The organism is Pyrococcus horikoshii OT3, assembly GCF_000011105.1.
Classification (GTDB): Archaea; Methanobacteriota_B; Thermococci; order Thermococcales; family Thermococcaceae; genus Pyrococcus; species Pyrococcus horikoshii.
Map to the genome: position 1 here is coordinate 77,760 of NC_000961.1, position 12,103 is coordinate 89,862.

Genomic DNA, 12,103 nt, shown 5'->3' on the forward strand with positions numbered 1-12,103 from the left:
CTTCGGTGCAAGCAGATGTGGAGGACAGATATTAAGTTAAACGCAGACAAGTTCAGGAAGATAGATGCTCACTCCCACATCCAAGTTCTCGGATATCCCTTCAACGTATCCATAACACCAGAGGAATTTCTCTCGCTTATGGAAGCTTACAACATAGAGATTGCGATAATCAGTGATGTAAACAATGATAACATAGCAAAGATCGTTAAGGAATATCCAGACAAATTAGTTGGAATTTACTGGCCCAACCCCAGGGATGAAAAATCCATAAATGAGACCGAGAAATTCCTGGAGAAGTACGAGTTTAGGGGAATAAAGCTACACCCCCTGCTAAACATGTTCTCTCCCTCGGATCCTAGGGTTGAAAAGATTATGAAAATAGCTGAAGAGTTCAACGTTCATGTACAGATTCACTCGGGGCATCCTCCAACCTCACTTCCATGGCAAATTGAAGAGCTTGCTAGAAAGTTTCCAGAAGTTAAGATAGTTATGGTGCACATGGGGCATGGAAATGCCTACTACATCCAGGGAGCGATAGAGATAGCCGGGAGAAATGAAAATATATACCTAGAAACTTCAGGAATGCCAATGCCGAGTAAAATAGCTGAGGCCTATGAGGTAGCTCCAAGGAGGGTGGTTTTTGGGATAGATTTACCCTGTCATCACCCTGTCGTTGAGATAGCCAAAGTTCTGATATCTGGATTGAATGAAAAGGGTATGAAGAGGGTATTTTATGAGAATGCAAAGGTGTTGCTATGATAGTTGCGATAATCGATGGGTACACAGATGAACCCGCTGGTTTAGGCGTTCCTCCCTACTTAGGACTTTACCCCAGATATGCCTACGGGGCGATAAAAAAAGCCAGAAGGGATGCAAACATATTTTACCTCACAATTGACGATCTAAGGGCTACCTTTGAGGGAGAGCAGGGAATAAAAACAAAGAACAAAACTCCGAACTTTCCCAAAGTTAAGGAGATTCTAGAGAAAGCTGAGGTAATTGTATTTATCGGAGGATTGCACACTCCCGGGAAGTACCTCTCCGCAGTTCCGGGAAGCGTTGAAGAGGTAAGCAAGTTCATCTCCCACTATAATGGTGTGAAGGTGCTTGGTGGGCCGGCATTTATGGGTTCGGCTAAGATAGGCGGTGTGAAGGTAACGACGAAAGAGTTGAGGTTTGCGGAGGAGGTCTTTGACTACGTTGTATATGGGGATATCGAAGCCTTTCTCTTTGACTACTTCTCTGGGAGGGAATTAGATCCCTTCAGGTTTAGAGACTACGAAGAGCTTCAACCTTACGCACTCCTGGGAGCGGAGGTAGTTAAGCAGTTTCCAGGATACCCAGAGTTCGTTTTAATAGAGATAGAGACTCAGAGAGGCTGCCCAAAGGCCATGGGAATTGGAGGATGCTCATTTTGTACGGAACCTGTAAGGTACAGAGTCGTTGAGAATAGACCTCAAGAATATGTAGCCCAGGAGGTTAAGGTTTTCTATAACCTAGGAATTAGGCACTTCAGGATAGGGAGGCAGAGCTGTATCTTCTCATATATGGCTAAGCCTAACGGTAGGGTACCAATACCAAACCCGGAAGAAGTGGAAAAGCTCTTCAAAGCGGTAAGATTAGCTGCTCCAAACGTGAAGACCCTTCACGTAGACAACGCAAATCCAGCGGTCATAGCAAATTATCCTGAAGAATCAAAGAGAATAGCAAAAGCAATAATAAGATATGGAACCCCAGGAAATGTCGTAGCTTTTGGATTGGAAACCGCGGATCCAAAAGTTGCAAGGATAAACAACCTCAATGCAACCCCGGAGGAAACCTACGAAGCGGTTAAGATAATAAATGAAGTTGGAGGAAAGAGGGGATATAACGGATTACCATGGCTCCTCCCTGGGATAAACATAATTTTTGGACTCCCTGGAGAGACGAAGAGAACCTATGAGCTAACATATGAGTTTCTCAAGAAGATCCTCGATGATGGATTGATGGTAAGGAGAATAAACATAAGGCAAGTTGTTGTCTTCCCAGGAACGCCATTATGGAACATGAGGGATAAGGTGAAAACTGAAAAGCACAAGAAGTTGATAGAGCACTATAGGCATAAGATAAGGCACGAAATAGACTTACCAATGCTGAAAAGGATAGTTCCAGTGGGGACAATTCTAAGGGATGTCAGGGCAGAAATCTATGATGGGGAGTTGACCTTTGGAAGGCAGTTCGGAAGCTATCCATTAATAGTGGGAATTCCGAAGAGAGTTGAACTCGATAGATACTACGATGTAATGATAGTCGACCATGGGCTTAGAAGCGTCACTGGAATACCCGTTCCGATAGATGTAAATGGAGAGAGTTCAAAAGTTTTGAGATGGCTCCCTGGAATTGGAAAGAAAACCCTCGCGAGAATATTAGCTAAGAGGCCTTTTAAGAGCGAAGAAGAATTTCTCTCCCTGCTTCCTGAGGATGTCAAAAAGATGTACAAGGGAAAAATAAAGGTTTAGAGAGGATTGTCACTAACATATCTTTTTTAAAGTAAAGGGGTAAGGGCTAAACAAGAGGTGAGAAAATGGACAAGGTCTATCTAACCTGGTGGCAGGTTGACAGGGCCATCTTCGCACTCGCGGAAAAATTGAGAGAATATAAGCCAGATGTGATAATAGGAGTGGCGAGGGGAGGATTAATCCCAGCGGTTAGGCTTAGCCACATTTTGGGAGACATCCCCCTTAAGGTGATAGATGTCAAATTCTACAAAGGAATTGACGAGAGGGGAGAGAAGCCGGTAATAACTATCCCAATACACGGCGACTTAAAAGACAAAAGGGTAGTTATAGTTGATGACGTAAGTGACACAGGGAAAACCCTTGAGGTCGTTATAGAAGAAGTCAAGAAACTTGGAGCGAAGGAAATTAAAATTGCATGCCTAGCAATGAAACCCTGGACATCCGTAGTCCCCGATTATTACGTGTTTAGAACGGAGAAGTGGATAGTTTTTCCCTGGGAAGAGTTCCCAGTAATTGAGAAAGAGTAACCTTTTTCTCCTCCCCTTCTATTAAGTCTATGGTGAGCCAAAAATGATCCACAGGATAAAGGATGAGTTCGTCAACGTGTATATCATTGACAGGGGTGATCACCTAGTCCTCATAGATACCGGAATAGAGAGCACCTGCGAAAAGATACTGAAAAAGATTGAAGAGCTCGGAAAGCCCCTAAAAACGGTAATCATTACCCACTACCATCTGGATCATACCGGTTCCCTTAAATGCGTAAAAGATGGTACGGGAGCAAAAGTTGTAGCCCATGAGGAAGAGGTTAAAGCCATAGAGGAGAAGACAGGAGTTAGAGTTGACGTTCCGGTAAAGGATGGGGATGTGGTGGAGGGGTTAAAGGTATTCCACATGCCCGGGCATACGAGGGGAAGTATATGCCTCCTTGACGAGGAGAGTGGAGCTCTTTTCGTCGGCGACTTAATGGTTGAGAGAGATGGAAAGCTCTACGAAGTTCCACAGCAATATTCGGAGGATCCAATGATGAACAGGGAAAGAATCAAGGAACTATTAAATATCGAGTTTAAGGCAATTTATCCAGCCCATGGGGAGCCGGTTCTAGAAAATGCAAAGGAGAAAGTTAAAGAGCTGGTGGAAAGCTTTTCAAAAGGAGAGACTAACTGAATCTAGCTTTAATTCGCTCGGGCAATTCAGAGAGAAATCCAAGAACAACAAAGCTTGTAGTTTCGACGTTGGTATCCCCTACCGGAACTATTTTCCCTTCTTCAATCCTATATCCCGTTACAATTCCACCATTTCCCATTTCTGGCATACTATGTAGATATTCCTACCCTCCCTCGGTTCATTTAGAGCTCGATATAAGTATGCAAAAAGAGCGCACTTATAAGTCTGGTATACGCCCCTAAACGCTTTGTCGCGAAATCCCTTTCCATCCCAGAGCGAAAGGAGATGCTTATATAGCTCGAAAGCTTCACGCTTTTTCCCAGAGAGAAGTTCATTTAAGGCCATGTAAACCGTTAAATCCGCATACTCTTTCCAATCTTTCATTGGGCAAGAAGTGTCTGCAATCTCATACACGATATTAAACTCTGCCTTGAATTTCCGAGAATACGTCTTATTGATAAATATCACCTTGGAGCAGTAAATTCCACTTATTCGCTTTCCAAATAAGACGTCAATCTTTCCATTCCATCCTCCTGAATAGTTAGCATTGAGATTTTGGCGTATCCTCTCACCAATTTAGGGTTATTAAAGCCCAGGATGCAAGCAGGTTGTCGTTTGCAATGTAAATTGTTTCATTGTCAGGGTAACTTTTAACCGCGGCCCTTAAGAGTCCGACTTCTGGAACATATTGGGATTCAAGGAAAGACCTCAGAGAAGTAACGTTAAGCTTGAGTGCAGTTCTATTTTCAGTTTCAGTTTGTAAGAACATTATCATCACAATCAGCAATGCTACTAAAGGAATAAGGAATCTTGATTTCATCAGTTGTTTCTTATTTATTGGCGGGTAAAATGTTTTCGATATTCTTAAATAAGTTTTTCAGTAATTACCAAAAGGTGACTCTATGGGGAAGATAAAAACCAGTATTTATATAGATGCTGACTTGTGGTGGGAATTAAAAAAAGAAGCTGCAGAAGAGAATAGGGATATAAGCAGACTCCTCGAAGAAATAATTTCTGAAAATCTCCTCTTAGATCTCGAAAAAAATATTGAAGAGATGCTGAAAAAATTTGAAAAGAAAATCGAATTTGAGCCTCTTCCTTCCAGAGGTTCAGTAAGTGAGCTCGTTAGGAGGATTAGAGATGAGCGAGAAGGTAATATACTTAGATAGCAGTGCGATAATAAAGCGATACATAAGGGAAGAGAACAGCGATAGAATGGTAGAACTCTACACTCAGGCGTATCAAGGTGATATTAAGCTTGCCTTTAGTTTATGGAACATAGGGGAAGTTTTAGGAGCGTTCGATAGAGCGAAAAGGATAAAGCGGATTGATGTCGAAACTTACGAGCTGGCTAGATTAAGATTCCTCTCTGAAATCCTTAGAATGAAAAGGCTTGGAATACTCAAAATAATCCCTCTCTACAGCTCAATATTAATAGGTTCCTGGGAGCTCTTAGAGAAGTATCATATTTATCAGGCAGATGCAATTCAAATTGAATCTGCAAGGCGAGTAAATGCTTCCGAATTTTATACCGCAGATAAGAGACTACATCAAGTGGCACTTTCGGAGGATCTAAATTCATTTCTCATCTAGATGCATTAAATCTTGAAATACTGAGAAGCACTAGAAGGGGAGCCAAAAAGGTTTATAAAGAACCTAACAAACTTCAAAAGTTTAGAGATTAATGAAGCAGTTGACGCTGCTATGTAATCTGCATGGATTTTTTTCTCTATTGAGCCTAATACTGGATTCATAGGGGTATAGTTCAATGGGTTATACCCTTCGTTATGAGATTAACAGAATCCATGAAAAAAGTAAGAATTCTAGCCATTAACATGCCTCATTCACTATCTTTCCAAAAGAGGGCTACTTCAAATGGGAAGCGCACTACCCTATAACATTCAAAAGAGCTGAAAAAGGATTATAACCCCTCAGGATTATTCACGAACATGAGGGCGTTTATAGCTATTGATGTTAACGAAAGCGTTAGGGATTCACTAGTTAGGGCCCAAGATTACATAGGGTCAAAGGAGGCCAAGATAAAGTTCGTTGAGAGAGAGAACCTCCACATAACCTTAAAGTTCCTGGGGGAAATCACGGAAGAGCAAGCTGAAGAAATCAAGAATATACTCAAGAAAATAGCTGAAAAGTACAAGAAGCATGAAGTTAAGGTTAAGGGAATAGGAGTCTTTCCAAATCCTAACTACATTAGGGTCATCTGGGCCGGAATTGAAAATGATGAAATAATAAGAGAAATGGCAAGGGAGATAGAAGATGAGCTTGCAAAACTCGGCTTTAAAAAGGAGGGTAACTTCGTTGCACATATAACCCTCGGGAGAGTGAAGTTCGTTAAAGACAAGCTTGGCCTAACCATGAAGCTTAAAGAGCTCGCGAATGAAGACTTCGGATCCTTTGTAGTTGATGCGATTGAGCTAAAAAAGAGCACCTTAACTCCCAAAGGCCCAATATATGAGACCCTCGCAAGATTTGAGCTGAGTGAGTAAAGTTGAGAGGGAAAATTTGGATTAGAAATCTTCCTTTTTACACTCATTTCTTCTTAAGTTAGCATCAGCAAGCTCGTTCCTGATACTGGAGCTTTAATAAGAGAATCCCAGGAATTTCAAACAGGACGCATGCATGGGCCTTATATAATCTTCCCCACTTGTGGGAATTGCTGTAGCTATTGTGAAAGCAAAACTGTAAAATACTCTCCTAGATCATGTGTAAGCATGGACATTGAAGATGTCATTGCTGAAGTCCTCCAGAGGATAGTTCCCACTAAAGAGGAGGAAAACTTTGTCAGCACACTTATGGAAGAGATCAAGGAGAAAACCGAAGAAACAATTGAAGAGCTCAACCTTGACGCTAAGCCATACTTCGTTGGTTCCCTAGCAAAGGATACTTACCTAGCTGGGGATCACGATGTAGACCTCTTCATTGCATTTCCACTGGATACAAGCTTAGAAGAGCTCAGAGAAAAGGGGTTAGAACTAGGAAAGGTTCTAGGGGAAAGACTGGGAAAGTACGAGATAGCCTATGCGGAACATCCTTACGTAAGAGCTGAATATAAAGGGATTAGGGTAGATATAGTTCCATGCTACAATGTTAAGAACTGGAAGGATGTTAGAACAGCCGTGGATAGGTCAATACTCCATACCCACTGGGTTCTTGAGAACATAAAGGGAAAAAACAACGAAGTAAGACTCCTCAAGCGCTTTCTAAAGGGAATAAATGCTTACGGAAGCGAGATATATATAAGGGGATTCTCAGGTTACCTTGCTGAAATACTGATCATAGAGTTCGGCTCATTTCTAAACGTCCTAGAAAAGTCTGATTTCATGCTTAGGAAGAAGATCATCGATCCCGAGGATTGGATGAAGAGGGAGAGTGAAATAACGATGAAAACTATAAAGAGAGAAGTTGGAGAGGATAAGCCCCTAATAGTTATAGACCCCGTGGATCCAAGAAGGAACGTTGCAGCTAACTTGAGCTGGGAGCGCTACGGCTTATTCTACTTTAAATCCCAGGAATTCCTAAAGGAACCATCCACAGAATTCTTCTTTCCCAGGAAGAAGATCGGAAATTATTTAAGTGCTCTAAGAAGTAGAAAGACCCACCTAATAACGCTCACATTTAATCCTCCAAAGCTTGTGGATGATATACTGTTACCACAGGTGGAAAGGACGGCCAAGGGGATAAAGAGGCAACTGGAGCTCGAAGGCTTTAAAGTTTTAGGCTACGATTACGGGAGAGAATTCATATTTCTTGAAGTTGACAGACTTGAAAGGGAGGGAATTAAAGTAAAAAGAGGCCCATTATACTTTACCCAGCACGGGAAGAGATTTTATGAGAAGAATGACATCGTCTGGATAGAAGGGAAAGAGCTTGCCTCGGAAAAGCCCATCTCCACTTTTATAGTTGACGTTCTAGAAGAAATATTAAGAAAAGGGCAATTCTCAGCAGGGAAAAACATTAAAGATGCAATAGTAAAAGGTGATATCCTAGTAGACTTCGTACCCAAGGAGCTTTCCAAAGATGCATACCTCTTCCTCTCGAGGGAAAAGTTCAGGGTGAAGTAGCATCCGTGGAAAGCTCATACTTCTTTACATCGAACTTCTCCTCCTTGAAGTCAACTGAAACTGTAAATACAGTTCCATTCTCAACTTCATCCAGCGGGATGAAGGTGTACCGCTCAAGGGTTGATGACATCACCGCAAATAAGTCGGCACTATAAAAACTCATTATCTTCATGTAATTTCTACTCAGTGGATCATTCAGATAATCCTCGGCCATGTATGCTGTTCCAAAAGCCTTGACCTCCTGATCTGGGGTTATCATTATCCCACCTGTATTTAGGGAAGTTCTGACGGTAGGCTTTAAGAGGGCTAGCCTCTCAACGATATCCCTATCATCCAACCCCTTTACGAAGAGCGAGAGGTAAAACCCAGCAAGGTATGAATCTGAAACATCCTCGTACTTATCCTTTGGCAACTTAAGTCCTTCCAGGATCAGCTCTTTTAACAAGTCGCCGTTGTGCATGAAGTAAAGCTGATATCCATAAGGGCTTGCATAGGAAAAGGGCTGGGCATTGAAGGAATTAACCTTTCCCTGGCTCGCGGCCCTGGAGTGAAGTATTAGAGCTCCAAAACTAGGTAAGCTGTTCATCAAACGCTTGGCTTCATCATCCTCAAATATTGGTTTACTCGACTTATAGTGTACTATCGAATCCCTAGAGACTAAAACGTAACCCCATCCATCCTTATGCTGACTCCCCTTCCCACGAGCGGCCTTGTAAGGATCATTTTCAGAGGATTTTATTAGGGCCTCAACGAGGGGGCGCATTCTATAACCATTCCCAACTGCTAAGAGAATTCTGCACATGCTCTCACCCGCTCACTTTTTATTAAACCTCAACATATACTTTTCCTCGAGGTGGGGAATTGAGAGATGAAATTAAGAAGATACGGAAAAAGCTTAGAGAGCACAGAACCCTCTACATGGCGAATGAAGAGGCCGTCAAGCAACACTTAATACTTCCCACGCTCTCTGCGCTAGGTTGGAAGGTGGATGATCCTAAAGAGGTAAGGCCAGAAGAGAAGACCGAGGAGGGAAGAGCTGACTATGCATTAATAAAAGATGGAAGGATAGTAGCCTTCCTTGAGGCAAAGAACTTAAGCGTAAATCCAGTAAAGGCCGTTACTCAGCTAGCAAAGTACTGCTTCGACAGAGGTGTAGAAGTGGGAATCGTGAGCAATGGTAGGTTCTGGATAATAGTCAAGGCCTTTGAACCCGGAAAGGATATTAGGGATAGGATCGTGACGAGGGTTGACGTTGAGGAGGAGCCCCTGGATAGGATTATCCTGAAGCTGTCATGTATATCAAAGGAGAAAATAGAAAGGATCCTGGAGATGTGCGAAGCCCTGAATAAGATAGAGTCTGGAGTTAAAACCCTGAAAAGCTTAGGAATAAGCGAAGGTGAAATAGCCAACTATGTTCTCTCCCTTCCCCTTAGAGGGGCCTTTCCTCCAGAAGACGTTCATCCTTCCGAGAAGGTTAAAGGGGTTTACATTTTAGACTTTAACTGGAAATACCTTCCAGTTCCAGATGGAACGCTAAAGGGTGCTTTAATAACTTTAATGGAATATTTGAAGGAGAAAGAGGAAGAGGAGAGGGAGAAAAAGATACTTGAAAAGGCGATAGCAGAGATAAAAACAAAGCATATCCCCAATGAGAAAATAATATTTTTAATTAAAGGAATTGAAAAAGAGAAGGGGATTAAAGTTTTAATTTCACTATAACCACGGAATCTCACTCTTTATCTTCCACATGCCGAGAACCTTCCTGCTCCCCCAAGTGGCCTGGATTTCAAAGGCCACTACCATATCCTCATAGATGTCTATAATGTTGAAGCTGTTTCCGAATGGATTCCTGTGGAGCTCCCAACTTATGCTACCGGCATTTATTATCGGGCTCTTCTCAACCTTTACAGCACTTGTATTCCCACCATGCCCAGTTAGCGTAAGCTCGGTTTCGTTCTCAGTTATTATCTTAAGCACGTTACCAGCATCCTCAAGGTAACCTATCTCCTTAACCCCAGGGACTGGAACTAAGTTGTGGTGCATGATCACTATCCTGAACTTCTCCCTGAATTCCTCAAGCATTCTCGAGAGCATCTTCTGTCCCGTTCTTCCAACGACTCCAATTTGAGTCTCATATTGGGCCGAGAGGATCGGTATGAAGACGAAGTCACCTAGCTCAAGGACTTCAGGCTCCCCAAAGTATTCCCTAAATAGCTCGTAACCTAGGTAAGAGATATCATTATGCCCAGGAACTATTATCTTCTCTCCCTTAACCTTCTCGTAATACTCCATAGCTTTCTCATAATACCTCTCTATTCCCTTTTCAACGACATCTCCACAGTGGATAACAATATCGGGCTTATACTTCTCATTTATCGCCTTTATAGCATTCTCAAGGGTTCTCTTCCTGAAGTAAACCCTATCGGAAACGTTGCTCTCAGAGATTTGAACTATCCTTAAGAGTCTCCTTCCCCTGGGAATGAATATCTTTGGCCTAATAGGGTTATGCTCCTTGCTTTCCTCATCCCCAGTTAAACGCCTTATTACGACCTTAACTCCCTTATCAGTTATCTTGACTATATTGTAACTGTTGACGTCACCTTTCCTCGTTTTTCTACAGGATGCACAACCCGCATTGTCAACAACTAAATCCTCAACTCTGTACACATTTGGAACGTGCTTGTGCCCGCACATGTACAGGGTGACTTCATGCGTGAGAAGGAGATCCAGCACATCACCCGCGTTAAACAAAACATTTCTCTCCCTTCCAGTATCTGGAAGGGGAACGAGATGATGATGGGCGGCAACTATCTTTATTTTCTTGTGACTATAAGCTTCAAGTTTTTCCTTAAGCCACTTAAACTTATAACCTCCCACCCTTCCATCGCTCAAATCAGGTATAGTCGAGTCCAACCATATTATAACGCCATTATCGAACTCATAGACTCCGTAGAGAGGCCCTATGTATTTCTCGAATAATTCATAGCCAACGTTCCTGGCATCATGATTTCCTGGGACTACGACGAGAGGCTTTTCTATCTTCTTAATTAGGTAGCTTGCGTGTTCATACTCTTCCCTAAGCCCATTATTTGTCACGTCGCCCGTATGAACGACGAGATCAAAGGGTTTAGTGTTTATCTCGTTGACTATTAAGTCGTAAGCGTAGGACTTGAAGGCTACTTCATTAGTTATGTGGGTGTCACTTATGTGGGCTATCAGCATATCCATCACTCCGCTGAAATTGCAGTTTCAAGCCTCCTCCTACTGGCTTCAAGAAGGTCACTAAGGGTGAAGATTCCTACTATTTTCCCCTCCTCTTCTATTAGAATATGCTTTATCCTGTGCTCGGCCATTTTCCTCAAAACTTCACCCAGCGGCGTGTTTACATTCGCCGTTATTAAGTTCCTTGTCATTATCCTCTCAACTGGAATATCGTATGGTAGTCCAGGAACTATAACCCTCCTTATTATGTCACTCTTCGTGAAGAAGCCAACAACATTTCCATCGTCATTTATTACCACCAAGGAACCAACGTCAAATTCCATCATCAACCTTGAAGCCTCTTGAACGGATGTACTCGGCTTGACGCCCAGGAGCTTCTTCGTCATGTACACTTTAATTGGGGCCTTCATGTCCATAACTCTCACCTAAATAACATATTCTCATACAAGAATTTAAACCCTCAGGCCCTAGGTAAAGCTTGGTGATCAACATGACGAGGAAGCTGTACTATGAAGATGCATACCTTAAGGAAGCTAAGGGTAGAGTTTTAGAAATAAGGGATAACGCCATACTTTTGGATCAAACGATATTCTACCCAACGGGGGGAGGTCAACCTCACGATAGGGGAACTATAAATGGGGTCGAAGTTCTCGATGTTTACAAGGATGAAGAAGGTAACGTCTGGCACGTTGTTAAGGAGCCAGAGAAGTTCAAGGTTGGGGATGAGGTAGAGCTTAAGATAGACTGGGACTATAGATATAAGCTCATGAGAATTCACACGGGGCTTCACTTACTTGAGCACGTTCTAAACGAGGTTCTTGGAGAAGGGAATTGGCAATTGGTTGGTAGTGGAATGAGCGTTGAAAAAGGTAGGTATGACATAGCCTATCCAGAGAACTTGAATAAGTACAAGGAGCAGATAATTAGCCTCTTTAACAAGTACGTTGACGAAGGTGGAGAAGTTAAGATATGGTGGGAGGGAGATAGAAGGTACACGCAGATTAGGGACTTTGAAGTAATTCCCTGCGGAGGAACGCACGTTAAGGATATCAAGGAGATAGGGCACATAAAGAAGTTGAAGAGATCCAGCATAGGAAGGGGGAAGCAAAGGTTAGAAATGTGGCTCGAGTAGAGGTG

Annotated in this window: 15 protein-coding genes; 10 read left to right on the top strand and 5 right to left on the bottom strand. The window is 42.5% G+C overall.

Annotated elements, in window-relative coordinates; genetic code table 11:
- Nucleotides 1-15 precede the first annotated feature (15 nt).
- The 4 genes from PH_RS00445 (at nt 16) to PH_RS00460 (ending at nt 3,665) form a co-directional block, all read left to right on the top strand.
- Nucleotides 16-759 (top strand): amidohydrolase family protein, encoded by a 744-nt coding sequence (locus PH_RS00445; protein ID WP_010884211.1) that lies wholly within the window; start codon nt 16-18, stop codon nt 757-759.
- On the top strand, nt 756-2,498 hold the full coding sequence (locus PH_RS00450) for a radical SAM protein (protein WP_010884212.1): 1,743 nt from the start codon (nt 756-758) through the stop codon (nt 2,496-2,498). Before PH_RS00445 ends, PH_RS00450 begins: the two co-directional genes overlap by 4 nt.
- A gap of 65 nt (nt 2,499-2,563) precedes the next feature.
- The gene (locus PH_RS00455) at nt 2,564-3,025 is read left to right on the top strand and encodes a phosphoribosyltransferase (protein WP_010884213.1); all 462 of its coding nucleotides are present in this window, start codon (nt 2,564-2,566) and stop codon (nt 3,023-3,025) included.
- A 43-nt stretch (nt 3,026-3,068) separates the two neighbouring features.
- Nucleotides 3,069-3,665, top strand: a complete 597-nt coding sequence (locus PH_RS00460; protein ID WP_010884214.1) for an MBL fold metallo-hydrolase — start codon at nt 3,069-3,071, stop codon at nt 3,663-3,665.
- 117 nt (nt 3,666-3,782) lie between these two features.
- On the opposite strand, the gene PH_RS09900 is transcribed toward PH_RS00460, so the two are convergent.
- Nucleotides 3,783-4,133 (bottom strand): hypothetical protein, encoded by a 351-nt coding sequence (locus tag PH_RS09900; protein WP_010884216.1) that lies wholly within the window; start codon nt 4,131-4,133, stop codon nt 3,783-3,785.
- A 100-nt stretch (nt 4,134-4,233) separates the two neighbouring features.
- Nucleotides 4,234-4,485 (bottom strand): hypothetical protein, encoded by a 252-nt coding sequence (locus PH_RS09905; RefSeq protein ID WP_010884217.1) that lies wholly within the window; start codon nt 4,483-4,485, stop codon nt 4,234-4,236.
- 82 nt (nt 4,486-4,567) lie between these two features.
- On the opposite strand from PH_RS09905, the gene PH_RS00470 reads away from it, so the two are divergent.
- The 4 genes from PH_RS00470 to cca all read left to right on the top strand — a co-directional run bounded on the left by PH_RS00470 (nt 4,568) and on the right by cca (nt 7,744).
- The gene (locus PH_RS00470; RefSeq protein ID WP_010884218.1) at nt 4,568-4,834 is read left to right on the top strand and encodes a hypothetical protein; all 267 of its coding nucleotides are present in this window, start codon (nt 4,568-4,570) and stop codon (nt 4,832-4,834) included.
- Nucleotides 4,806-5,258 carry a type II toxin-antitoxin system VapC family toxin gene (locus PH_RS00475; protein WP_010884219.1) on the top strand — a complete coding sequence of 151 codons (453 nt, stop codon included), beginning with the start codon at nt 4,806-4,808 and terminating at the stop codon, nt 5,256-5,258. The genes PH_RS00470 and PH_RS00475 overlap by 29 nt, the downstream gene beginning before the upstream one ends.
- Before the next feature lie 356 nt (nt 5,259-5,614).
- Nucleotides 5,615-6,169: an RNA 2',3'-cyclic phosphodiesterase gene (thpR, locus tag PH_RS00480; protein WP_010884220.1), complete on the top strand. Its 555-nt coding sequence runs from the start codon at nt 5,615-5,617 to the stop codon at nt 6,167-6,169.
- A gap of 225 nt (nt 6,170-6,394) precedes the next feature.
- A complete protein-coding gene (gene cca / locus PH_RS00485) occupies nt 6,395-7,744 on the top strand; it encodes a CCA tRNA nucleotidyltransferase (RefSeq protein ID WP_048053028.1) in 1,350 nt (449 codons plus the stop codon).
- On the opposite strand, the gene PH_RS00490 is transcribed toward cca, so the two are convergent.
- Nucleotides 7,731-8,546, bottom strand: a complete 816-nt coding sequence (locus PH_RS00490) for a class II glutamine amidotransferase (protein ID WP_010884222.1) — start codon at nt 8,544-8,546, stop codon at nt 7,731-7,733. The genes cca and PH_RS00490 overlap by 14 nt on opposite strands.
- 59 nt (nt 8,547-8,605) lie before the next feature.
- Between PH_RS00490 and PH_RS00495 the strand changes: the two genes are divergently transcribed.
- The gene (locus PH_RS00495; protein WP_231833702.1) at nt 8,606-9,463 is read left to right on the top strand and encodes a type I restriction endonuclease; all 858 of its coding nucleotides are present in this window, start codon (nt 8,606-8,608) and stop codon (nt 9,461-9,463) included.
- Here the strand turns inward: PH_RS00495 and PH_RS00500 are convergent.
- On the bottom strand, nt 9,458-10,966 hold the full coding sequence (locus PH_RS00500; protein ID WP_048053541.1) for a metallophosphoesterase family protein: 1,509 nt from the start codon (nt 10,964-10,966) through the stop codon (nt 9,458-9,460). The two genes, PH_RS00495 and PH_RS00500, sit on opposite strands and share 6 nt — an antisense overlap.
- Nucleotides 10,967-10,971: 5 nt before the next feature.
- Nucleotides 10,972-11,382, bottom strand: a complete 411-nt coding sequence (locus PH_RS00505; protein ID WP_048053029.1) for a CBS domain-containing protein — start codon at nt 11,380-11,382, stop codon at nt 10,972-10,974.
- Between the two features lie 74 nt (nt 11,383-11,456).
- Between PH_RS00505 and PH_RS00510 the strand changes: the two genes are divergently transcribed.
- Nucleotides 11,457-12,098, top strand: a complete 642-nt coding sequence (locus PH_RS00510; protein WP_048053030.1) for an alanyl-tRNA editing protein — start codon at nt 11,457-11,459, stop codon at nt 12,096-12,098.
- The last annotated feature ends 5 nt before the right edge of the window (nt 12,099-12,103 follow it).